The organism is Streptomyces sp. NBC_01210, assembly GCF_036010325.1.
In the GTDB taxonomy this organism is placed as follows: Bacteria; Actinomycetota; Actinomycetes; order Streptomycetales; family Streptomycetaceae; genus Streptomyces.
On the sequence record NZ_CP108549.1, the window covers coordinates 2,905,454 to 2,927,342 of the forward strand.

The 21,889-nt window shown below is 70.4% G+C and carries 20 protein-coding genes and 2 pseudogenes; 14 read left to right on the plus strand and 8 right to left on the minus strand.

What is annotated here, in order from left to right; all coding sequences use genetic code 11:
* Positions 1–81: 81 nt before the first annotated feature.
* The 3 genes and pseudogenes from OG735_RS13170 to OG735_RS13180 all read left to right on the plus strand — a co-directional run.
* A pseudogene (locus OG735_RS13170) lies at positions 82–321 on the plus strand (acyl-CoA-like ligand-binding transcription factor); the annotation flags it as partial.
* A 154-nt stretch (positions 322–475) separates the two neighbouring features.
* Entirely contained in the window at positions 476–1,678 is a 1,203-nt protein-coding gene (locus tag OG735_RS13175) for an alpha/beta hydrolase (protein ID WP_327323356.1), read from the plus strand.
* 84 nt (positions 1,679–1,762) lie between these two features.
* Complete coding sequence (locus OG735_RS13180) at positions 1,763–2,632, plus strand: DUF4429 domain-containing protein (RefSeq protein WP_327323357.1); 870 nt, start codon at positions 1,763–1,765, stop codon at positions 2,630–2,632.
* A gap of 176 nt (positions 2,633–2,808) precedes the next feature.
* On the opposite strand, the gene OG735_RS13185 is transcribed toward OG735_RS13180, so the two are convergent.
* Together OG735_RS13185 and OG735_RS13190 are read right to left on the minus strand one after the other, a co-directional pair.
* On the minus strand, positions 2,809–3,825 hold the full coding sequence (locus OG735_RS13185; protein WP_327323358.1) for an aldo/keto reductase: 1,017 nt from the start codon (positions 3,823–3,825) through the stop codon (positions 2,809–2,811).
* Between the two features lie 6 nt (positions 3,826–3,831).
* On the minus strand, positions 3,832–4,287 hold the full coding sequence (locus OG735_RS13190; RefSeq protein WP_327323359.1) for a MerR family transcriptional regulator: 456 nt from the start codon (positions 4,285–4,287) through the stop codon (positions 3,832–3,834).
* 86 nt (positions 4,288–4,373) lie between these two features.
* Here OG735_RS13190 and OG735_RS13195 point away from each other — a divergent pair, with 86 nt between their 5' ends.
* Together OG735_RS13195 and OG735_RS13200 are read left to right on the plus strand one after the other, a co-directional pair.
* Positions 4,374–4,841, plus strand: coding sequence for a GNAT family N-acetyltransferase (locus tag OG735_RS13195; protein WP_327323360.1), 468 nt, complete (start codon positions 4,374–4,376; stop codon positions 4,839–4,841).
* Positions 4,842–4,851: 10 nt separating this feature from the next.
* Positions 4,852–5,670, plus strand: a complete 819-nt coding sequence (locus OG735_RS13200) for a serine hydrolase domain-containing protein (protein WP_327323361.1) — start codon at positions 4,852–4,854, stop codon at positions 5,668–5,670.
* A 26-nt stretch (positions 5,671–5,696) separates the two neighbouring features.
* Here the strand turns inward: OG735_RS13200 and OG735_RS13205 are convergent, their stop codons facing one another.
* Positions 5,697–6,377: a pirin family protein gene (locus tag OG735_RS13205; protein WP_327323362.1), complete on the minus strand. Its 681-nt coding sequence runs from the start codon at positions 6,375–6,377 to the stop codon at positions 5,697–5,699.
* Between the two features lie 93 nt (positions 6,378–6,470).
* Here OG735_RS13205 and OG735_RS13210 point away from each other — a divergent pair, with 93 nt between their 5' ends.
* The 5 genes from OG735_RS13210 to fabF all read left to right on the plus strand — a co-directional run bounded on the left by OG735_RS13210 (position 6,471) and on the right by fabF (position 11,319).
* A complete protein-coding gene (locus tag OG735_RS13210; protein ID WP_327323363.1) occupies positions 6,471–7,655 on the plus strand; it encodes a PucR family transcriptional regulator in 1,185 nt (394 codons plus the stop codon).
* An 89-nt stretch (positions 7,656–7,744) separates the two neighbouring features.
* Positions 7,745–8,656: an ACP S-malonyltransferase gene (locus tag OG735_RS13215; protein ID WP_327323364.1), complete on the plus strand. Its 912-nt coding sequence runs from the start codon at positions 7,745–7,747 to the stop codon at positions 8,654–8,656.
* Between the two features lie 16 nt (positions 8,657–8,672).
* Positions 8,673–9,674 carry a ketoacyl-ACP synthase III gene (locus OG735_RS13220; protein WP_327323365.1) on the plus strand — a complete coding sequence of 334 codons (1,002 nt, stop codon included), beginning with the start codon at positions 8,673–8,675 and terminating at the stop codon, positions 9,672–9,674.
* Positions 9,675–9,729: 55 nt separating this feature from the next.
* Complete coding sequence (locus tag OG735_RS13225) at positions 9,730–9,978, plus strand: acyl carrier protein (RefSeq protein WP_078077492.1); 249 nt, start codon at positions 9,730–9,732, stop codon at positions 9,976–9,978.
* Positions 9,979–10,056: 78 nt separating this feature from the next.
* Positions 10,057–11,319, plus strand: coding sequence for a beta-ketoacyl-ACP synthase II (gene fabF / locus OG735_RS13230; RefSeq protein ID WP_327323366.1), 1,263 nt, complete (start codon positions 10,057–10,059; stop codon positions 11,317–11,319).
* Positions 11,320–11,410: 91 nt separating this feature from the next.
* Here the strand turns inward: fabF and OG735_RS13235 are convergent, their stop codons facing one another.
* Together OG735_RS13235 and OG735_RS13240 are read right to left on the minus strand one after the other, a co-directional pair.
* Positions 11,411–12,667, minus strand: coding sequence for an IS30 family transposase (locus OG735_RS13235; protein WP_327322156.1), 1,257 nt, complete (start codon positions 12,665–12,667; stop codon positions 11,411–11,413).
* 74 nt (positions 12,668–12,741) lie between these two features.
* The gene (locus OG735_RS13240; protein ID WP_327323367.1) at positions 12,742–13,236 is read right to left on the minus strand and encodes a DUF3145 domain-containing protein; all 495 of its coding nucleotides are present in this window, start codon (positions 13,234–13,236) and stop codon (positions 12,742–12,744) included.
* Between the two features lie 261 nt (positions 13,237–13,497).
* Here OG735_RS13240 and OG735_RS13245 point away from each other — a divergent pair, with 261 nt between their 5' ends.
* On the plus strand, positions 13,498–14,421 hold the full coding sequence (locus OG735_RS13245; protein WP_327323368.1) for an SGNH/GDSL hydrolase family protein: 924 nt from the start codon (positions 13,498–13,500) through the stop codon (positions 14,419–14,421).
* A gap of 22 nt (positions 14,422–14,443) precedes the next feature.
* Here the strand turns inward: OG735_RS13245 and OG735_RS13250 are convergent, their stop codons facing one another.
* Positions 14,444–15,397 (minus strand): hypothetical protein, encoded by a 954-nt coding sequence (locus OG735_RS13250; RefSeq protein ID WP_327323369.1) that lies wholly within the window; start codon positions 15,395–15,397, stop codon positions 14,444–14,446.
* 231 nt (positions 15,398–15,628) lie between these two features.
* On the opposite strand from OG735_RS13250, the gene OG735_RS13255 reads away from it, so the two are divergent.
* Entirely contained in the window at positions 15,629–16,909 is a 1,281-nt protein-coding gene (locus OG735_RS13255) for a pyroglutamyl peptidase (protein ID WP_327323370.1), read from the plus strand.
* 239 nt (positions 16,910–17,148) lie between these two features.
* Here the strand turns inward: OG735_RS13255 and OG735_RS13260 are convergent.
* Positions 17,149–17,389 (minus strand): annotated as a pseudogene (locus tag OG735_RS13260) (LysE family transporter); the annotation flags it as partial.
* A gap of 83 nt (positions 17,390–17,472) precedes the next feature.
* Here OG735_RS13260 and OG735_RS13265 point away from each other — a divergent pair.
* Positions 17,473–18,228 carry a carbon-nitrogen hydrolase family protein gene (locus OG735_RS13265; RefSeq protein WP_327323371.1) on the plus strand — a complete coding sequence of 252 codons (756 nt, stop codon included), beginning with the start codon at positions 17,473–17,475 and terminating at the stop codon, positions 18,226–18,228.
* Here the strand turns inward: OG735_RS13265 and OG735_RS13270 are convergent.
* On the minus strand, positions 18,215–19,030 hold the full coding sequence (locus OG735_RS13270) for an EI24 domain-containing protein (RefSeq protein WP_327323372.1): 816 nt from the start codon (positions 19,028–19,030) through the stop codon (positions 18,215–18,217). The two genes, OG735_RS13265 and OG735_RS13270, sit on opposite strands and share 14 nt — an antisense overlap.
* Before the next feature lie 236 nt (positions 19,031–19,266).
* Here OG735_RS13270 and OG735_RS13275 point away from each other — a divergent pair, with 236 nt between their 5' ends.
* Entirely contained in the window at positions 19,267–21,807 is a 2,541-nt protein-coding gene (locus OG735_RS13275) for a M14 family zinc carboxypeptidase (protein ID WP_327323373.1), read from the plus strand.
* Positions 21,808–21,889: the final 82 nt, after the last annotated feature.

Here is a 21,889-nt window from a genome sequence, read left to right on the forward strand (position 1 = left end):
ACCGGTGTCGGTCGACAGGGTCGACATGCCGAACATGGCGACCGCCGTGGGCACCATCAGGACCGTGCCCGCGGCGAGCGGCTGCGCCGCTCCACCGAGCTGGAGGAGGAGATCGCCCAACTGGTCGCCGAGCGCGAGGGACTTGACGTGGACACGGACCCGAGGCCGCGGATCGTGGTCGCCTCGTTCAGCGGGGTGATGCGGGTGACCGGCCGGCTCTGGAGTCAGGGCGAGGACGCCGGCACGGAGGCGATCCGGGGGCTCACGGAGGCATATCTGGACCACCTCGGGCCCGCGCTCGCCGCGAACTGGCGTAAGTAGCGTAAGCAGTACATAAAAGCGGACCGCAAAACGCACCGGAGCGTACGCCCCAGGCGCACGGAATGTGACGGCCTTCCCCTCTTTCCGCGCGGAACACGTGATCTCCCTCACGGTCTTCGCGAGGCCCCTCGCGCGTCTCCTAGGGTGTCCCGCAGTGACTTCCTTCGACTCCTCCCCCACCCTGACCGTATGGCGCGCTCTGCTCGCCCTCGCGGTCGTGTTCGTGATGCTGGCGACCAGCGGCTGGACCGCGGTACGACATCAGAGCGGCCCCCGTGACGCCCTCGAGGCCGAGCTGGCCGGCTGGGGAAAGGCCCGGATCGGGGCGCGTGAGCTGCCCGGCACCGACGCGCCGCCGCAGCGGCTGGCCGCCTTCTTCGCCTCGCTCGGCCCGCTGCAGCGGACCCGGCTCGCCGACCAGTACCCGCTCGTGGTCGGCAATCTCAACGGCGCCCCGGTGACCCTGCGCTACCACGCCAACCGCAAGGCCCTCGCGCATTCGCTCACGTTGGAACGCAAGCGGGTGAACGACCCGAACCTCACCGCGGACGGCCACCGCGACGCGGTCCGCCGTATGAACCGCTTCGAGGCGCTCATGAGCGCCGACCGGCAGATCCTCGCCTTCGATCCGTCAGGCCCCGGCAAGGTCGCCGAGGTCCTCGGCGACCTCGACCGCGCCCAGCGTGTCTCCGTGATCGTCCCCGGCGTCGACACCAATCTGCTCACCTTCCAGCGGTCCACCCGCAAGTACACCGCGCCCGTCGGTATGGCGCAGTCGCTGTACGCCGCCGAGCGCGCCGCCTCGCCCCGTACCCGTACCGCCGTCATCGCCTGGGCCGACTACACCGCGCCCGTCGGTGTCGGCATGGACTCGGCCATCGGCCGGCTCGCCCAGATCGGCGCCGTGCGGCTGACCGCGCTCGCCTCCGCGCTGCCCGGCGACGCCAAGGTCGCGCTGTTCTGCCACAGCTACGGCTCCGTGGTGTGCGGTGTCGCCGCGCGCCGGCTGCCCGAGCGGGTGGGCGACATAGCGGTGGCCGGCAGCCCCGGAATGCGGGCCGAGAACGTGGCCGGTCTTCGCTCGCGGGCCCGGGTGTGGGCGATGCGGGACAGCGACGACTGGATCCAGGGCGTACCGCACCTGGAGGTCGGCGGGCTGGGCCACGGCGAGGACCCGGTGACGCCGGCGTTCGGCGCGCGGGTGCTGTCGGCGGCCGGCGCGATCGGACACGGTGGCTATTTCGAGCCGGGAACCGAGAGCGTCAGCAACTTCGCCGAGATAGGCGTCGGTTCGTTCCACAGCGTGACCTGCGCGAGCAACAACGACACCTGCCGCAGCGGTATTTACGGCGAGTAGGCGGCCTGACGCGCGTAGAACTCGGTGGACCGGGGTGAGCGCCGAGGGGCGACGTGGGGGCGCACGCCGCATACGATGAGGCGTATGGGTGACGTTCTGGCCGGAATTCAAGCCACTTGGGAGTTCGAGACCGACTCCGTGCTCATCCGCTTCGAACGGGGGAGCCGTACGCCGAAGCTGTTCCAGACGCTTCGCGAACGCCGTATCCCCCACGAGGCGTTGGCGTCGGTGACCCTCTCGCCGGGCAAGCGCGGCACGGTGGTGCTGCACGCCGTGCCCAGACCCGGCGCGGATCCGCTGATGGAGGCAGCGGCCGGGCAGTTGAAGGAAGGCTGCGACCCGTACCGCCTGGTGCTGCCCGCGGACCTCGAGACACTCGCCGAGTACTACGCCGACGAGCTGCGCGCACTGCTGCCGGCCGACGCGGGCCTGCCCGCCGAACGGTACGCCGTGGCCGCGCCCGAGGCCCCGCTGCACTTCAAGGCGTACGACGGAAAGGCCTCCTTCGACGGCTCGCAGGTCTCCTTCCGCTGGTCGCGGACGGGCGCGTCGTCCGCCAAGTGGCGGGCGGGCGACCAGAGTTTCCAGGTGGCGGAGCTGAGCGGGGTCGAATGGCGCTCGCCGGAGGCCTTCGACGGGTATCTGCGGCTGCTGCGGCGCGGCGAGGAACCCGGCGACGACGGAGCCGGGCAGGCGCAGGTGGACCAGGACCCGGCCGCGGTGCTCTTCGGGATCAGGTACGGGCCGGTGCACGAGTCGCTGCCGTTCGCAGCCGCGGTGCTCGAATCCGTACGGAACAGCGACTCGGCGCCGGCGATGGCGCTGCAGGCGGGCCGGCGTGACCCGGCCGACATCGCGGAGCGGATACGGCATCTCGGGGAGCTGCACCAGGCGGGGCTGGTGACCGACGAGGAGTTCAGCACGAAGAAGGCGGAGCTGCTCGCGCGGCTGTGAGCGCGCCCGGGTCGCGCAGCGGGTGATCACGCAGCCGCAGGGCCGGTGGTACGGGAGACCGTCGGTGGGGCGGTGCGCGCAGCGCCTCGAATCTCCGTGGGCGAAGGGAACGAACGCCCGCCGGGCAGTGGCAGCACTGCTCCGGCGGGCTTCGCGGTCTTTACGCTCCGGCCTGCTCAGACCTCGCGCGCCGCCGACGTGGAGGACATGTCCGGGTAGCGGTCCCCCGCCACCAGTCCGGCGATCGGCTCGAGCAACGCCAGCTCCTCGGCGGTCAGCGTCAGCCGGGTCGCGCCGACATTCTCCAGCAGCCGGCTGCTCTTGCGGGTGCCCGGGATCGGAACCACGGCGAGCGAGTGCACCTCGGCCCGCTGCTGCACCCAGGCGAGAGCGACCTGCGCGGCCGTCGCGCCGTGCGCCGCCGCGATCTTGTGGACCGGCTCCAGGAGCGCCGCGTTGGTCTTGGCGTTGTCTCCGGTGAAGCGCGGCTGGAACTTACGGAAGTCGCCCTCCGACAGGTCCTTGCCGGCGTCCTCGAACGCCCCGGTCAGAAAGCCGCGGCCGAGCGGCGAGTACGGCACGAAGGCAACACCCAGCTCCGCCGCCGCGCCCACCGCGCTGCGTTCCACGTCCCGGCTGAACAGAGACCACTCCGACTGCAGGGCCGCGATCGGGTGCACGGCGTGCGCCTCGCGCAGCTCGGCGCCCGTGACCTCGCTCAGCCCCAGGTGCTTGACCTTGCCCTCCTCGACCAGTTCGGCCATCGCGCCGACGGACTCGGCGAACGGCACGGCCGGGTCGCGGCGGTGCATGTAGTACAGGTCGATGACATCGGTCTTCAGCCGCGTGAGGCTCGCCTCGACGGCCTGCCGGATGTACGTCCGGTCATTGCGGATGCCCCGGTAGTGCGGGTCGTCCGTCCGCTCGATGGCGAACTTGGTCGCCAGGGTTATCTCGTCACGGTGCGCCCCGAAGAACGGTGCGAGGAACTCCTCGTTGGCGCCCCGCCCGTACACGTCCGCGGTGTCGAAGAGCGTGACGCCCGCCTCGAGCGCCGCCTCCAGGGTGTCCCTGGCCGCCGCCTCGTCGGTGTCTCCGTAGAACTCGCTCATGCCCATGCAGCCGAGGCCCTGCACACCGACCAGTGGCCCCTCGGTCCCCAGCCGCACCTGTGCGATCTTGCTGTTGCTCATCAGGGTTCAGACCCTCTCCGACGCCCGGTGGGCGCCCGCGTAAAACTCGATCTTGTGGTCAAGCACGGCGAGCGTGTCCTGGAGCTCCGCGATGCGCGACCGCACATCGCGCCGCGTCCGCTCCAGCAGCTCCTGCCGTGCCTCGAAGGTGTGCTCGCCCTCCCGCACCAGCTCGGCGTAGCGGACCATGTCCGCGACCGGCATCCCGGTCAGCCGCAGCTTGCCGACGAAGGCGAGCCAGTCCAGGTCACGGTTGGTGAAGCGCCGCTGTCCGGTGTGCGACCGGTCGACATTCGACATCAGCCCGATCCTCTCGTACCAGCGCAAGGTGTGTGCGGTGAGCCCGGTGAAGGCGACGACCTCGCTGATCGTGTAGCTGTCCTGCCCGTCGGGGCGGGGATGCGCACGGGGAGCGGATACGCAGATTTCCGTCCTTGCAGAGGTGCTCTCGATCACCGTCATGCCCTCAACGCTAGAACCTTCGAGTGCACTCGAAGCAAGCAGAATCTGATGGCAGTTTCCGCGCGGTGCCGATTAGCCTCCTGCGCATGAGCCTCGCACGCCGCGCCACACCCGCAGACGCCGAAGAGCTGGTCCGCCTCCGCAAGGTCATGCAGGACTCACATCTCGGTCCCAGTCCTGACGTCAGCTGGCAGCCCGCCGCCGTCGAAACCCTCCGCAAGAAGCTCGCCGACTCCGACGCCGACGCCGATCTGACCGCCTTCGTCGTCGAGCGCCCCGGGGGCCTCGCGGCCTGCGCGGTCGGCACCATCGAGTACCGGCTCGGCGGACCCGGCAATCCGCGCGGCACGACCGGCTACGTCTTCTCCGTCGCGACCGACCCGGATCTGCGGCGCCGCGGCTACTCCCGCGCCTGCATGGAGGCGCTGCTCGGCTGGTTCCGCGAGCGCGGCGTGTCCAGGATCGACCTGCGTGCCTCCTCCGACGGCGAGCCGCTGTACGCCTCGCTCGGCTTCGTCCGCACCCCTGATCCCGCGATGCGCCTCACCCTTTAGGCTCGTACGCATGCAGAGCCTGGCGATGATCGAGAACTGGCCGGTACCGACCGCGGCGGCCGCCGTCGTACGAGCGGACGGAACCGTCGCCGGTTCGTACGGTCCGGCCTCGCACCGTTTCCCGCTGGCCTCCGTCACCAAGCCGCTCGCGGCGTACGCGGCGCTCGTGGCGTACGAGGAGGGGGCGATCGAGCTCGACGAGCCGGCCGGCCCCGAGGGCTCCACGGTGCGTCATCTGCTCGCGCACACCTCGGGACTCGCCTTCGACGAGCACCGTGTGACGGCCCCGCCCGGTACCCGAAGGCTGTACTCCAACGCGGGCTTCGAGGTGCTCGGCGACCATATCGCCAAGGCGACGGAGATCCCGTTCGCGGAGTATCTGAGCCAGGCGGTGCTGGAGCCGCTGGGCATGGCGGCGACCACGCTGGACGGTTCTCCGGCCAGGGACGGCGTCTCGACGGTCGACGATCTGGTGAAGTTCGCCGCGGAAGTGCAGGCCCCGCGGCTGCTGGACGCCCGCACGGTCCTGGAGGCGATGACGGTCGTCCATCCCGGTCTGTCCGGCATCCTGCCCGGCTACGGCCACCAGAAGCCCAACGACTGGGGTCTCGGCTTCGAGATCCGGGACGCCAAGTCCCCGCACTGGACAGGCAGTTCGTCCTCGCCGCGCACCTTCGGCCACTTCGGCCAGTCCGGCACGTTCCTGTGGATCGACCCGGACGCGCGCGCCGCGTGCGTGGCGCTCACCGACCGGGCCTTCGGACCATGGGCGGTCGAGGCGTGGCCGCCGTTCACGGACGCGGTGCTGGCCGAACTGCGCCGAGGGTGAACCGGGGCGCCGCCCCGGACCCTGCCTCACACACCGGCGGGGCTTGAATTCGCCTCGTTCAGCTCCCAGAGCAGGACCTCGGCGGTCCCCGCCGCAGCCATTACCAGGCCGTCCGCAGCTGTGATGCGCGCCGCGTCGCCCGGGCCCAACTGCTCGTCCCCCAGGCGGACTTCGCCCCGCACCACATGGGCGTACACCGCGGCCGCGTCCGGCACCGCCGTGCGCTCGCCCGCGGTGAGGCGCCGTACGTGCAGCATCGCGCCCGCCCGCGGGAGCGCGTACGGCGTCGAGTCCGCGATGCCGCGCACTGTCTCGTACGACGGGTCGCCGCCCGGCGACACCGGCGCGAGCCACATCTGCACAAAGACCAGCGGCGCGTCCCCGTCGTTGCGCTCCACATGCCGCACCCCGCCCGCCGAGCTGAGCCGCTGGACGTCCCCGGGCCGCACCACCGTCCCGTGGCCCTGCGAGTCGCGGTGTGTGAGCTCGCCCTCGACGACCCAGGTGACGATCTCGGTGTGGCTGTGCGGATGCTCGTCGAAGCCCGCGCCGGGCTCGAGCCGCTCCTCGTTGCAGGCGAGTATCGCGCCGAAGCGCAGGTTGTCCGGGTCGTAGAAGCGCCCGAAGGAGAAGGCGTGCAGGGACTCGATGCCCGAGGCGGGATCGCCGCCGCGGAAGCGGTCGGCGGAGCGCCGTACGTCAATCACGGGTCCACCGTAGCCCTGCGGCGCGGCCCGGGTGAGACGGACCGGAGCCCCCGCCCCTCCGCTCACCCGTCCCGATAAGGCACTCTTGTCCCCGTGCCCGTACCTGCAGCGAACCCCGCCCACCCGCATTCCGCGACCCTTCGCCGACTGGAGCAGTCCTCCGGCCGGCTCGCCGCGAACGCCATCGCACGTATGGACGAGACGCTGCCCTGGTACCGGGCGATGCCCCCGGAGAACCGGTCCTGGATCGGCCTGGTCGCCCAGGCCGGTATCGCCGCGTTCACCGAGTGGTTCCGGCATCCGGAGACCCCGCAGGCGATCTCGACGGATGTCTTCGGTACGGCTCCGCGCGAGCTGACCCGGGCCATCACGCTGCGCCAGACCGTCGAGATGGTGCGCACCACCATCGAGGTCATGGAGGCCGCGATCGAGGAGGTCGCCGCGCCCGGCGACGAATCGGTCCTGCGCGAGGCGCTGCTCGTCTACGCACGCGAGATCGCCTTCGCGACCGCCCAGGTGTACGCGCAGGCCGCCGAGGCCCGCGGTGCCTGGGACGCCCGCCTCGAATCCCTCGTGGTGAACGCCGTACTGTCCGGCGAGGCCGACGAGGGCGCGGTCTCCCGCGCCGCCGCGCTCGGCTGGAACTCACCCGAACATGTCTGCGTCATCCTCGGCACCGCACCCGACGGGGACAGTGAACTCACGGTCGAGGCGATCCGCCGCGCCGCCCGGCACGCCAAGCTGCAGGTGCTCACCGGAGTGCTCGGCGACCGGCTCGTCGTCATCGCGGGCGGCAGCGACAATCCGCTGCAGGTCGCCAAGGCACTGATCGGGCCGTATGCGGCCGGACCCGTAGTCGCGGGGCCCGTCGTCCCCGACCTGCTCGCCGCCACCAGGTCCGCGCAGGCCGCGGCCGCCGGGCTCAAGGCCTGCTCCGCCTGGCAGGACGCGCCGCGACCGGTTCTCGCGGACGATCTGCTGCCGGAGCGGGCGATCGCCTCGGACCCTGCCGCGCGCGAGCAGTTGGTGGAGGAGATCTACAGACCGCTGGAAGAAGCGGGGTCGGCGCTGCTGGAAACTCTGAGCGTCTATCTGGAACAGGCGAGCAGTCTCGAGGGCGCGGCACGGATGCTCTTCGTCCACCCCAACACCGTGCGCTACCGGCTGCGACGTGTGACCGACGTCACCGGATGGTCACCCTCCGATGTACGCTCCGCGTTCACTCTGCGGATCGCGCTGATCCTGGGGCGTCTGGCCGACGGAGATTCGCAGTCCTAGACTTTTGTTGAACACCAACAATTCCCCTGACGGTTCTTCGTCCCTGTCCCCACGGGCGGTTGGGGCCGTCCGCAAGAGAGAGTGTGAGGGTGCTCGTACTCGTCGCTCCCGGCCAAGGCGCTCAGACGCCCGGCTTCCTGACTCCCTGGCTCGACCTCCCCGGCGCTGCCGACCGCATCGCGGCCTGGTCCGACGCCATCGGGCTCGACCTTGCCCACTACGGCACGAAGGCCGACGCGGACGAAATCCGCGACACCGCCGTGGCCCAGCCGCTCCTCGTCGCCGCCGGACTGCTGTCGGCCGCCGCGCTGGGTGAGATGTCGCCCGGTGCCGTCGCGGGTCACAGCGTCGGTGAGATCACCGCCGCCGTGTTCGCCGGTGTCCTCGACGACACCGCCGCGCTCGGTTTCGTACGCACACGAGGCCTGGCGATGGCGGAGGCCGCCGCGGTCACCGAGACCGGCATGTCGGCCGTCCTCGGCGGCGACCCCGAGCAGGTCGTCGCCCACCTCGAGAAGCTCGGCCTGACCCCGGCGAATGTGAACGGCGCCGGCCAGATCGTCGCCGCCGGCACCGCCGAGCAGCTCGCCGCGCTGGCCGAGGACAAGCCGGAGAAAGCCCGCGTCATCGCGCTGAAGGTGGCCGGAGCGTTCCACACGCACCACATGGCTCCCGCAGTCGCGACCCTCCAGGAGGCCGCGGCCGGCCTCACGGTCGCCGACCCTGCCGTTCCGTACGTCTCGAACAAGGACGGGCAGACGGTCGCCGGCGGCGACGACGTCATCGCCCGCCTGGTCGGCCAAGTCGCCAACCCGGTCCGCTGGGACCGGTGCATGGAGACCTTCAAGGAGCGGGACGTCACGGCCCTGATCGAGGTCTGCCCCGGCGGCACGCTCACGGGCCTCGCCAAGCGCGCGCTGCCGGGTGTGCAGACACTCGCGCTGAAGACCCCCGACGACCTCGACGCGGCCCGCACGCTGCTCACCGAGCACTCTGCCTGACAAGGAGCCGTAGAGCATGTCGAAGATCAAGCCCAGCAAGGGCGCCCCGTACGCACGCATCATGGGTGTCGGCGGCTACCGTCCGACCCGGGTCGTGCCCAACGAGGTGATCCTCGAGACGATCGACTCCTCCGACGAGTGGATCCGCTCGCGCTCGGGCATCGCCACCCGCCACTGGGCCTCCCCCGAGGAGACCGTGGCCGCGATGTCTGTCGAGGCCTCCGGCAAGGCGATCGCCGACGCCGGAATCACCCCGCAGCAGATCGGCGGCGTGATCGTCTCCACCGTCTCGCACTTCAAGCAGACCCCGGCCGTCGCCACCGAGATCGCGGACAAGATCGGCGCGATCAAGCCGGCCGCGTTCGACATCTCCGCGGGCTGTGCGGGCTTCGGCTACGGCCTGACCCTCGCCAAGGGCATGGTCGTCGAGGGCTCGGCAGAGTATGTACTTGTCATCGGCGTCGAGCGGCTCAGCGACCTCACCGACCTGGAGGACCGCGCGACGGCCTTCCTGTTCGGCGACGGTGCGGGCGCGGTCGTCGTCGGCCCGTCCAAGGAGCCGAAGATCGGCCCGACCGTCTGGGGCTCCGAGGGCGACAAGTCCGAGACCATCAAGCAGACCGTGCCGTGGGACCACTACCGCAACGGCACCGTCGAGAAGTTCCCCGCCATCACGCAGGAGGGCCAGGCGGTCTTCCGCTGGGCCGTCTTCGAGATGGCAAAGGTCGCGCAACAGGCCCTGGACGCGGCCGGGATCAGCGTCGACGACCTGGACGTCTTCATTCCGCACCAGGCCAATATGCGGATCATCGACTCGATGGTGAAGACTCTGAAGCTGCCGGAGCACGTCACGGTCGCCCGTGACGTGGAGACCACCGGCAACACCTCGGCCGCCTCGATTCCGCTCGCCATGGAGCGGCTTCTGGCGACCGGGGCGGCGAAGAGCGGTGACACCGCGCTCGTCATCGGCTTCGGGGCGGGTCTCGTCTACGCCGCGACGGTCGTTACCCTCCCCTAGGCACACCGGATCTTCCGGACGCCACACCCTCTGAAACAAACCGAAGGAGCGCCACATGGCCGCCACTCAGGAAGAGATCGTCACCGGTCTCGCGGAGATCGTGAACGAGATCGCCGGTATCCCGGTCGAGGACGTCCAGCTGGACAAGTCCTTCACCGACGACCTGGACGTCGACTCGCTGTCCATGGTCGAGGTCGTCGTCGCCGCCGAAGAGCGCTTCGACGTCAAGATCCCGGACGACGACGTCAAGAACCTGAAGACCGTCGGCGACGCCGCGGACTACATCGCCAAGCACCAGGCCTGAGCCTGAACCGCGTTTGTCGCCACCCGGCGGTGGCGCCGTGACAATTCAGCACCCCCTACACGTGGAGAAAGAATTCCTGTGAGCTCGACCAATCGCACCGTGGTCGTCACCGGTATCGGCGCAACCACACCGTTGGGTGGCGACAGCGCATCGACCTGGGAAGGTCTGCTTGCCGGGCGTTCCGGTATCAAAGCCCTCGAGGGCGAACGCTTCGCCGACCTCCCGGTCCGTATCGCCGCGCTCGCCGCGGTCGACCCGGGCGAGGTTCTGCCGCGCCCTCTGGCCCGCAAGCTGGACCGCTCGGCGCAGTTCGCGCTGATCGCGGCCCGCGAAGCCTGGGCCGACGCCGGCTACACCGCTCCGGCCGGTGAGGACGACAAGGTCCAGCCCGAGCGGCTGGGTACGGTCATCGCCTCTGGCATCGGAGGCGTAACGACTCTGCTCGACCAGTACGACGTGCTGAAGGAGAAGGGCGTACGCCGCGTCTCCCCGCACACCGTCCCCATGCTCATGCCGAACGGCCCCTCCGCCAACGTCGGCCTGGAGGTGAACGCCCAGGCGGGCGTGCACACCCCGGTGTCCGCGTGTGCGTCGGGCGCCGAGGCGATCGGCTACGCCGTCGAGATGATCCGTACCGGCCGCGCCGACGTGGTCGTCGCCGGCGGCACGGAGGCGGCGATCCACCCGCTGCCCATCGCGGCGTTCGCCAACATGATGGCGATGTCCAAGAACAACGACGAGCCCGAGAAGGCTTCTCGCCCGTACGACAAGGGCCGTGACGGCTTTGTCCTCGGCGAGGGCGCGGGTGTCGTCATCCTCGAGTCGGCCGAGCACGCCGCCAAGCGTGGCGCGAAGGTCTACTGCGAGGTGCTGGGCCAGGGCCTATCCGCGGACAGCCACCACATCGCCCAGCCCGAGCCGACCGGCCGCGGTATCGCCACGGCGATGCAGAACCTGCTGGACGCGACGGACCTCAAGCCGTCCGAGGTCGTGCACCTCAACGCGCACGCCACGTCGACGCCGCAGGGCGACATCGCCGAGATCAAGGCCCTGCGCAAGGTCCTGGGCGACGAGCTCGACCATGTCGCGGTCTCCGCCACGAAGTCGATGACCGGCCATCTGCTGGGCGGCGCGGGCGGCATCGAGACCGTCGCGACGGTCCTCGCGCTGTACCACCGCACGGCTCCGCCGACCATCAACATCGACGATCTCGACGAGGCCGTGGACGCGGACATCGTGCGCGGCGAGCCCCGCAAGCTCCCCGAGGGCACGATCGCCGCGATCAACAACTCGTTCGGCTTCGGCGGCCACAACGTGGTCCTCGCCTTCCGGACCGTCTGAGTCTCCGTACTTTTCGCACGTAGCCTCTCGTACGTACGGGAAAGGGCCCCCACCACGTGGCGAATTCGAGGGGTCGTTGCAACACTGCTGGTCAGCTGGCTAGGTCCAGTAGCTTAGCGAGGCGCTCGGCTGGGGTTTCCCAGCCGAGCGTTTTGCGTGGGCGGCTGTTGAGTTCGGCGGCCACCGTTTCCAGGTGGTCGGGGGTATGGGCGCTCAGGTCGGTGCCCTTGGGGAAGTACTGCCGCAGCAGGCCGTTCGTGTTCTCGTTCGACCCGCGCTGCCAGGGGCTGGCTGGGTCGCAGAAGTAGACCGGGATGTCGGTGGCGACGGTGAAGGCGCGGTGGGCTGCCATCTCTGAGCCCTGGTCCCAGGTCAGGGACCGCCACAGATGCGGCGGGAGGGTCTGGACGGTAGTGGCGAGCGCGTTGCGGGTGGCGATGGCGCTGTGGCCGGTCGGCAGGTGCACGAGCATCACGTAGCGGGTGGACCGTTCGACCAGGGTGCCGATGGCCGAGCGTCCGTCCTTGCCGATGATGAGGTCGCCCTCCCAGTGGCCGGGGACGGCCCGGTCGGCGGCTTCGGCGGGGCGTTCGCTGATCAGGACCATGTCCTTGATGGCGCGGGAGATGCGCTTGTGGGCCTGGCGCTGCGGGCGCCGGCGGGCCCGGCCGGTGCGCAGGGAGCGGGCCAGTTCCCGGCGGAGTTCGCCGCGGCCCTGGACGTAGAGGGCCTGGTAGACGGTCTCGTGGGTCACGTGCATCTCCGGCCGGTCAGGGAAGCGTGCCCGCAGAGCCTGGCAGATCTGCTCAGGGCTCCACCGCATCGTGAGGTGGTCCTGGATGAAGTCCCGCAGTTCGGGGTTCTGGCCGATCTTGCCGGTCTTGGGGCGGGGCCGGCGGGCGTCGGCCCGGGCCTGGGCGGTGTGCGGCCGGTAGTACCAGCCCCCTTTGGGCATGGTCCGCCGGTTGCGGCGTATCTCGCGGCTGATGGTGGACGGGCTGCGGCCCAGCTCGGCGGCGATCTGCCGGACGGACGCCTTCTCACGCAGCCGGTCGGCGATGTGAATGCGGTCGTGCTCCTGGAGATACCGCGACGGAGCAGGAGGCGGTCCCTCCGGCCCCGGCGGCCCGGGCGTCTGCCCGGGTTCCTGGTAGATCGGAGGGACCGCCTTGCGGCCCCTTTGGTGACCGTTACGCCACTTCTTGCCCGTACGGCGGTCGATGCCGACGATCCGGGCCGCTTCCCGGGTGCTGTAGCCCTGCTCCATGAGCTGGAAGTATGCGGCCCGCTCACGGAGCAACGGCTTGCGCCCCTGCGACTTCCTGTTCTTGCGAATCTCGAAGTCCATCGCACCCCTTGAACTGGGGTGTTGCAACGACCGCTAGAACTGAAGCGTGGTGGGGGCCCTTTCCCGTACGTCCGTCAGACGACCTGGTGCAGCCAGCGGACCGGCGCGCCCTCGCCCGCGTACCGGAACGGCTCCAGCTCGTCGTCCCACGGCTTGCCGAGCAGCTTGGCGATCTCCGCCTCGAGATCCGTCTCGCCCTGCGCCGAACGGGCCAGCGCGGCGCGCAGCCGGTCCTCGGGGATCAGGATGTCACCGTGGATCCCGGTGACGGCGTGAAAGATGCCGAGGTCGGGCGTGGCGCTGTAGCGCTCGCCCTCCGCCGTGGGGCAGGGCTCCGCGGTCACTTCGAAGCGCACCAGATGCCAGCCGCGCAGCGCGGAGGCGAGTTTGGAGGCCGTGCCCACCTCGGCACGCCAGGAGAACTCGGATCTCCAGGTACCGGGCGACGCCGGCTGCCGGATCCAGTCGAGCTGGACCCGCACGCCAAGAACACCCGCGACCGCCCATTCGACGTGCGGGCACAGCGCGCGCGGTGCGGAATGAACGTACAGAACGCCGCGTGTCGTCACCGGGACCTCCAGTGTGGGACGAGGATCGCCTTCCCAGCGGCCTCAGTAAACAGCATCGAGACTCAAACTCCACAAAAGGGACAGTATGTGACGTGATGTAATTTACCGGAGCCGACGGGCACGATGCCTCTGGGTCGACGGGGGAAAAGCTACCGTGAGTAGGCGGCCGAGGGGTGACGTAGTGTCGGTCCAGGGGCCCGTACGCACCAAGCTTTCACTCGACAAGACGCCATGGGCCGGTGATACGGAGGGAAACCGGGGATGCGGGAGACCAGTCGGACACGCCGCTCGCGCGGCGCCGCGGCAGTCCTGACGGCAGCTTTACTTCTCGCGACCGGCGGCGCGCTGGCCGGATGTGACTCCTCGTCGGATGCCAGAGGAAACGGCGCGCCCGCCAAACGGCGGCCGTCCCCCCGCCCCACCCCGGTCTGGGACCGCAGCCCCGATTCGATCGCCGCCGTCGGTGACTCCATCACCCGTGGTTTCGACGCCTGTGTGGTCTTCTCGGACTGCCCGGAGGTGTCCTGGGCGACCGGCACGGACACCAAGGTGCGCAGTCTGGCGCTTCGGCTGATCGGCGAGCCGACAGCCGTCGCGGAGCGCAGCTGGAACTACGCGCGCTCCGGGGCCGATGTCGGTGACCTGCCCGAACAGATGGCGCTGGCGGCGGCGAAAAGGCCCGAATTGGTGACAGTGATGGTCGGCGCCAATGACGCCTGCCGGGACTCGGCGGAGAAGATGACGTCGGTGGACGAGTTCCGGGCGTCGTTCAAGGCGTCGATGGGACAGCTACGGCGTACGGCGCCGAAGGCGCAGGTGTACGTGTCGAGCGTGCCGGACCTGATGCAGCTGTGGTCGACCGGGCGCGGCAATCCGCTGGGCCGGCAGATCTGGAAGCTGGGAATCTGCGCCTCGATGCTCGGCAACTCGGACGATGTGAGCCCGAAGGCCCAGCAGCGGCGGACGATGGTGCATCAGCGGGTCGTGGCGTACAACGGGGTGCTGCGGGACGTCTGCGCCAAGGATCTGCGCTGCCGCTACGACGGCGGGGCGGTCTTCGAGTACCGGTTCAGCGGCGAGCAGTTGAGCCGCTGGGACTGGTTCCACCCCAGCAGGAACGGACAGGAGCGGCTCGCGGAGATCGCGTACCGCAATGTGACCGCCGCGCAGCCGCCGCGGGCCTGAACCGGGGCCCGGAGCCGCAGCCCTAGACCGCCTCGCCTGCCATCCGTTTGGCGCAGCGGCTCAGCAGGGTCACAGCTCCGAAGCAGACCAGCGCGATCGCGCCGGCCACGGCCGCCGGGACGAACGCACCCCCCGTGCCCGCGCGGAACGCGCCGATCGCGCAGAGCACCATGATGATCGAGTACAGCGACCGGCCCACCTTGGCGCCCGCGGGGACGCAGCGCAGCAGCTGCGGGATGGTGCTCGCGGTGGCGAGACCGAGGCCGAGCGGCAGTGCGGTGGCGAGCATCAGGCCCGCGAAACCGAAGGAGTTGCCGTACGCGCCCCAGCCGGCGCCCGCGACCAGCAGCGTTCCGGCGCCGCCGAGGGAGAGCAGTACGAGCAGGCCGTTGATCCACGCGGCCAGGGTCGCCGCCTTGCGGACACTCGCGAGATGGGCGACCGGGGAACGCCAGGCGTCCGGCATGATCCGGCGCAGTTCACCCCGAAGTCCCATCAGCTTGAGGTACGTGAACACCGCGCCGGCGAGCGCGGCGAGTCCGGCCAGGGCGGCTGCGAAGCCGAGCGGGGCCTCGGAGATGCCGTAGTGGATTCCGCCGAAGGTGAGCAGGATGCCGGGGACGAGGGCGAAGGCGAAGACCTTGGTGGAGTTCTGGATGCGGATGACCAGGTCGCGCTGATCCGGGTTGAGGTTCGGGTCGATGCGCATACGGGCATCGGCGATCCGCTGCTGCGGCGGCTGGGGGTGTTGGGGCTGCTGCGGGTGCGGCTGGTAGGGCTGTTGGGGTGCGTACGGCTGCTGGGGGTAACCGCCCTGCTGGGGCGGATACGGCTGTCCTTGGTACGGGCCCGGCTGTCCCTGGTACGGCCCCTGCTGGCCCTGGTACGGCCCCTGCTGTCCCGGCTGGCCCTGCTGACCTGGATACATCTGTGGTGCCTCCCCCGAACCCGACTGCTTCGGCGGGGAGTTTGTCATACGACCCACGGGAACGGTGTCAAGGGGGCCCGCACCCGCGCCGTACGGCCTGCTACGCCTGGGCGTCCAGCGTGGCGCGAAGGCGGCCGGCCAGATGGTGGGCGATGTCGGCGGCACAGGCGGTCTCGACGGCCTCGGCCGGTTCTGCTGCGGCCTGTGTGGCCGGAGTGACGCGCTAGCCACGGTCGCGGCCATGAAGCGATACTTCCGCCACCCGACGGAAGGATTCTCGTGTCCCGAATACGCGTCCGCCTGCACGTAGTTGGCGTCGCCGTCGTCACCCTCACCCTCGCCGGCTCACCGCTCGCCGCCGCACAGCAGGCTCCCGCACAGCAGGCTCCGGCACAGCCAGGTCCCGCACAGCCTGCTCCCGCACAGCAGGGCTCCGTCGAGGAGGCGCGGCTCGACCAGGCCGTCCCGCAGGAGATTCTGCGGCGCAGCGGATTCAGCGCCGTGGCACCGGAGTTCATAGGTGCCCTGGCGGGTGCGAGGTCGTACCGGCAGGCCGAGCTGGCCGTAGAACGGCAGGGGTCACGGCTGTGGGACCGCGCCGTGGACCGGGCGCAGGGACGCGGCCCCGCGCGCGGCGATCTGAGCCGCGACGACGACCGGCCGCTGTACTGGGCGCGGCTCGGGATGACGCGTGAACTGCGGCAGTGGCAACCGGAGTTCGGGCTCTCGGACGCGCAGCGGGCGAAGCTGCTGGACCGTCTGGAGCGCTCCTCGCGCGGCCAGGACTCGATGAACCTCCCGGCGGGCAAGGGTTTCAAGCGCATTGTGATGACAGGCTTCGACCCGTTCACACTGGACAGGGACATCCGCATCAGCAATCCGTCCGGCGCGACTGCACTGGCGCTGGACGGGACGTGGATCCGTACGGCCGACGGGTTCGCCCGGATCGAGACGGCCGTCTTCCCGGTCCGCTGGCAGGACTTCGCGGACGGCACGGTCGAGCGGACGCTGCGCCCGCAGCTCCCGAAGGCGGATCTGTTCACCACAGTGAGCCAGGGCCGGGTGGGCCGCTTCGACATCGAGCGCACCAACGGCGCGTGGCGGGGCGGGTTCCCGGACAACGAGAACCTCTCGCGCCTGGAGACGGTGCCGGTCGTCGACCCGCCGTCGCAGCCGCAGTGGACGACGACCACGCTTCCGTACGCGGCGATCGTGGCGGCGAACACCGGGCGCTTCCCGGTGCTCGACAATACGTCGGTGACGGAGATCCCGGCGGGCGAGACAGCGCCGGTGGTACGCCCCGACGGCCCGACGCCGGGCTCCACGGCGCGCGCCGGTGGCGGCGGCAACTACCTCTCGAACGAGATCGCGTACCGCGCGACGCTGCTGCGGGACCGGCTCGGGCTCACCATCCCGGGCGGCCATGTGCACACGCCGGTGCTGCAGTTCGGGTCGGGCAACACGACGGAGATCACGGACCCTGAGTTCGTGCAGAACAGGCTGGACATCATTGAGCAGGTCCGGTCGATCATCCGCGTGACGGCGGAAGCGACGGGCTGACGGGTTCCGGGCCGCCACCTTCGGCGCCAGACCCGACGCAGACGGCCGCACGCCGCCCGCGAAGACGCCGCCCCCGCCGGGCAGCAACCCAGCACTCCGGCACGCCACACCCCGGCGGGGCGGGCCCCGGACCCCGACGAGGACAGGTTGCGCGCCCGCCCGCGAAGACGGCGCGCCCGCGGCGGCGGGTAAGGCTGACCGGCCGGGGTGCCAACGGCAGGCTCCCCAACCGCCGTTGGCACCCACGCCGCGCCGACCAGCTTGATCTCGGTGAACAGCGCGGTCGACGAGGCGATCAGCAGGCCGACCCCGAGCATCGTGTACGTGACGTGGACGAGGAGCCCGCGGCCACACCGGCCGCTGCCACAGCCCTGTCGTACGGCCGTAGAGACAGCTGTTGCGGACGACCATCGCGAAGTCTGCGCCCGGGCTGATGACGGCGAGGACGGTGATGACAGCGACGGCGATCGGTTCGGTCATGCGCCGATGCCCGCCAGCGCCGTACGCGTGATCAATCGAATTCGGCTTTTCTCCCGGATGGTGGGACAGCGATGATGGACCGCATGATCGTCGCTGCAGCGCAATTCACGTCCGTACCGGGTGATATCGACGTCAATGTCCAGTCGATGCGCGGCCTGGTCCACGCGGCGTCCGCGCAGGGCGCCCGCCTCGTCGTCTTCCCCGAGCTGGCTCTGACAGGGTACGAGCTGGAGCCGATCGCCAAGGACCCGGGCCTGTGGGTGGCCGAGGACGACCCGCGTCTCGAGCCCGTCAGGGACGCCTGCCGCACGACCCGCACGGCCGCGGTGGTCAACTGCGCGGCCCGCACCGACGGCGCGCGGCCCACCATCGCCTCGCTCGTCATAAGCCCGGACGGCGAGCTGCTCACCCGCTACGACAAGCGGCATCTGCACGGGGTCGAACTCGATGTCTTCACGGCAGGCACGGCGGACGGCCGGTTCACGCTCGACGGCATCCGGTTCGCGCTGGCGATCTGCTACGACAATCGCTTCCCGGAGCTCGCCGAGCGGGCACGTGCCGACAACTGCCAGGTGTATGTGGCAAGTTCGGCGCTCGATGCGGAGAACGACTCCTTCGAGGCGGTCTATCCGGTCCGTGCCAGGGACAACGGCCTGTATGTGGTCCTCGCCAACCTTGTGGGACCCAGCGGCGCCGGCGACTGCTGCGGCCGCAGCACCGTCTGGGGCCCGGACGGTGCGGTGCTGGCCACGGCGGGCACCACGGCACTCGAGCTCGCGGTCGCGGACCTTCCCCTCCAGTCGTTCCGGTCGTTTCCGGTCGTTTCTAGTCCTTGCTGAAGCTGTACGGGGCCGGAGCCGGGGCCGGGGCCGGGTTCGCCGTCAACGTCGGCTCCGACGGCTCCGACGGCGCCTCCAGATCACGCACCATCAGCGTCGCGCCCGCCACCGCGCCCGGCATCAGGAACACCGCCACGAACGGCACGATGAAGGCCAGGGCCAGCGGCACGCCGAAGCCGAGAGTGAGCATCCGGCGGCCCCGCAGCAGCGCCAGGCGCTCCTTCAGCTCGACGCCGCGCCGCTGGAGCGCCACCGCCGTGAGCTCCTCCGCGAGGAAGAAGCCCGAGACGCAGAAGCCGATCGCCGGGACGACGGTCTGGCCGACGACCGGGATGAAGCCGAGCGCGAAGAGCAGCACGCCGTACAGCACCACCCGCGCCACGACCCGCAGCGAATCGCGCGCGGAGATCCACAGCTCCCGCCAGAGCGGCAGCCCGGACTCGGGGACGTCGCCGCCCTCGCTGCGGTCGACCTGCTCGGACAGGGACTCGTAGAAGGGCTGGCCGACCAGCAGCGCCACCGCGGTGAAGGTGATCACCGCGAGGAACAGCCCGAAGACGAAGACCAGCGCGGTGAGGAAGCCACGGAACAGGCCCTGCCAGGGCGAGGTCCAGTCGTCGGCGAACGGCGTCGCCCAGGCGCTCAGATCGTCCGCGCCGTAGGCGAGAGAGACGAGCGAGGCCGTGTACAGCACCAGCGTCACCAGGCCGGGCAGCAGCCCGAAGCCGAACCACCGGCCGTGCCCGCCGACCCAGCGCTGGCCTTTGATCAAGTAGCCGAAGCCCACCCCGAAATCACGCATACGCCCACCTTATCGGGGGTCGGAATCGGCATTCCGGGGAGGACGGCGGAGGGGTCTCACGCGTTCTCAGGAGTTCCCATGCGTCCCATTACGCGCCTGCGAAACACGGGTTGGGCCGTACGCCGAACCGGCGTGTCACATTCAAGCCCCCCTTGTTGTTCGGCAGTTGAACCGGTAGACCCCTGCGTACTGATCGTTGTGCCGATCGATCCCCACACTCCGGAGGGCACGTACGCATGGGCCTGTCCCGTCCCGTCCTGATCGCCACCGCCGTCCTCGCCGGGGCGGTGCTGCTCGCGCCCGGCGCGGCGACCGCCGCACCCGGTCGCGACGGCCCGCATCCCGTACGCGAAGGGGGCGGGCGCGACACCGCAGTCGCGAAGGCTCCGCCCTCGGCCGCCGCCAGGGCGCTGGGGACCGCAGCCCCCGAGCTCGCGAGGAGCGGCGGATATCCCCGCAGAACCGTCCTGGACACACCGCCCGCGAATCCGGCCGACAAGTCGATCAAGCTGGGCCTCGCGCCGTACCACTCGCTCGCCCCTCGGCTGAACGCCCTGCAGAAGCTCGGCGAGCGGGTGAGCGTCGAGGTAGCCGGACGGTCCGCCGGCGGGCACCAGCTGTATCTCGTCACCGTCACCGCGCCCGAGAGCTCCCACCAGGCCCGTGAGCAGGAGCGGATGCGGGAGCTGATCGAGAACTCGCCCTCGGCCGCGGCCAAGGACAAGCGGGTCAAGTCCTCGTACAAAACGCCCGTCTTCATCAACAACAACATCCACGGCAATGAGTGGGAGGGCACGGACGCCGCCCTGAAGCTCATCGAGGACCTGGCGAAGGCCAAGGACGGCACGACCGCCGAACTGCTCGCCAAGAACCGGATCTACCTCAATGTGACGGCCAACCCGGACGGCCGGATCGCCGGGACCCGCGTCAACGCCAACGGCTTCGACCTCAACCGGGATTTCATCACCGGCTCCCAGCCCGAGGCTCGCGCCATCCGGCAGATCGCCATCGACAAGCAGCCGGCCGTCATGCTCGATCTGCACGGGTACGTCAACGGCACGCTGATCGAGCCGACGACTCCGCCGCACGGCGAGAACTACGAGTACGACCTCTTCCTGAAGAACGCCTATGCGAACGCGCTGGGCATGGAGAAGGCCGTCAACGGGCTCGGCTACACCCCGGCGAAGGACGGCGTCGAGCCCGCCGTCATCCCCTTCCGGGACCAGAAGGAGGGCTGGGACGACTGGCCGCCGATCTTCACCCCGCAGTACATGCCCTTCCAGGGCGCGATCGCCGCGCACACCATCGAGTTCCCGATGGCGGTCAACAACGAGGAGTACGACACCCTCCCGGTCGCCGAGCTGCGCCGCCGGGCCGGGATCAACAAGGACATCGCGGGCGCGGCCATGCGTGCGACCCTCGACTACACACGTACGCACCGGGCTTCGGTGATCGCCGACCAGATCGAGACGTTCCGGCGGGGCGTGGCGGGCGAGGCGCAGCGGCCGGTGTCGGAGAAGACCGTGCCCGGGGTGCCGGGCATCGGGCCCGAGGACGTGTACACCACGACCTTCCCGCGGGCGTATGTGATTCCGGTGGGCCGCGGGCAGAGGTCGGCGACCGCGGCGGCCCGGCTGGTGGACCATCTGGTCGCCAATGACGTACGGGTGAAGCGGGCGATCCTGCCGTTCCGGCTGGCGGGCCGCCTGTATCCGGCGGGTTCGTACGTCGTCGACATGCGCCAGCCCAAGCGCGGCATCGCCAATGTGATCCTGGCCGCAGGCCGGGACATCAGCGCGGACGTCTCCACGATGTACGACATCTCGGGCTGGAGCCTGGGGCTGCTGTGGGGCGCGAGTGTGGACAAGGTCGCCGCCGGTGGGCTGCATGTGGTGGGGCGTACGGTCCATGCCGCGTCGCCGACCGGATATGTCGCTCCGTTCGGGGATCTGCGGCTGCGGCTCGACGACCCGAAGGAGCTCGCCGCTCTCAACTCGCTGCTTGCGCAGGGCGTGACGCTGCGGCGTGCGGCGGACGGTTCGGCGATCGTGCCCGGCTCGGCCCGTCGTGCGGCGGCCGTACTCGCCGACCGTCACGGGGTCGCCTTCTCGGCCACCAAGGAGAAGGGCAAAGCCCAGCTGCACCGGACCAGGGTGGCCGCGGCCGTGACCCCCGGTGAGCTGTTCGCGCTGCGCGAGATGGGCTTCGAGACCCAGCCGGTCTCGACGGCCGCGCTGAACGCGGGCTATGACTGGTCGAAGGCGGATGTCCTGTATGTGTCCAGCGGTCTGCAGTACGGGAAGCTGAACCCGGCCGCCCGCGGCGCGCTGAACGCCTTCCTCGCGGGCGGCGGCGCCGTGGTCGCTCTCGGTGCGGACGGCGCGGCTTTCAACACCGAGGCGGGGCTGCTCGCGGCCAAGCCTGTGGCTGGCAACGGGGACGCGAACGGCGTGGTCCGGGTGGCCAATGCGGCCGGCAGCCCGGTCACCGGCGGCGCCCCCGCACACAGCTTCGTGTACTCACCGCGCTGGTTCACCGACCTCGGCCCGGGTGTACGCGTCGAGCAGTCGTACGGCTCCGGGAACCCGCTCGTCGCGGGCCACTGGCGGTCGTTGGAAGACGGTACGGGCGGACCGAAGGACGCGGCCGGCAAGGCGTCGATCGTCAGCGGCAGGGCGAAGGCGGGCGCCCCGGTCGTGCTGTTCGGCACCGAGCCACTGTTCCGCGACCATCCCAAGGGTGTCTTCGCGCAGATCGGCCGGGCGCTGCTGCTGTAGCGGCGGCGAAGTGACCTGGTGATACGGCCGAGGGCCCCACTCCCGCGCGGGAGTGGGGCCCTCGGTCTTCAGCTGTGCCGTT

Coding starts and splice junctions, on each gene's coding strand:
- OG735_RS13180 (WP_327323357.1), top strand. CDS start 1,763: ATGGGTGACGTTCTGGCCGGAATTCAAGCCACTTGGGAGTTCGAGACC.
- OG735_RS13185 (WP_327323358.1), bottom strand. CDS start 3,825: ATGAGCAACAGCAAGATCGCACAGGTGCGGCTGGGGACCGAGGGGCCA.
- OG735_RS13190 (WP_327323359.1), bottom strand. CDS start 4,287: ATGACGGTGATCGAGAGCACCTCTGCAAGGACGGAAATCTGCGTATCC.
- OG735_RS13195 (WP_327323360.1), top strand. CDS start 4,374: ATGAGCCTCGCACGCCGCGCCACACCCGCAGACGCCGAAGAGCTGGTC.
- OG735_RS13200 (WP_327323361.1), top strand. CDS start 4,852: ATGCAGAGCCTGGCGATGATCGAGAACTGGCCGGTACCGACCGCGGCG.
- OG735_RS13220 (WP_327323365.1), top strand. CDS start 8,673: ATGTCGAAGATCAAGCCCAGCAAGGGCGCCCCGTACGCACGCATCATG.
- OG735_RS13225 (WP_078077492.1), top strand. CDS start 9,730: ATGGCCGCCACTCAGGAAGAGATCGTCACCGGTCTCGCGGAGATCGTG.
- OG735_RS13235 (WP_327322156.1), bottom strand. CDS start 12,667: ATGGACTTCGAGATTCGCAAGAACAGGAAGTCGCAGGGGCGCAAGCCG.
- OG735_RS13245 (WP_327323368.1), top strand. CDS start 13,498: ATGCGGGAGACCAGTCGGACACGCCGCTCGCGCGGCGCCGCGGCAGTC.
- OG735_RS13250 (WP_327323369.1), bottom strand. CDS start 15,397: ATGACAAACTCCCCGCCGAAGCAGTCGGGTTCGGGGGAGGCACCACAG.
- OG735_RS13265 (WP_327323371.1), top strand. CDS start 17,473: ATGATCGTCGCTGCAGCGCAATTCACGTCCGTACCGGGTGATATCGAC.
- OG735_RS13270 (WP_327323372.1), bottom strand. CDS start 19,030: ATGCGTGATTTCGGGGTGGGCTTCGGCTACTTGATCAAAGGCCAGCGC.
- OG735_RS13275 (WP_327323373.1), top strand. CDS start 19,267: ATGGGCCTGTCCCGTCCCGTCCTGATCGCCACCGCCGTCCTCGCCGGG.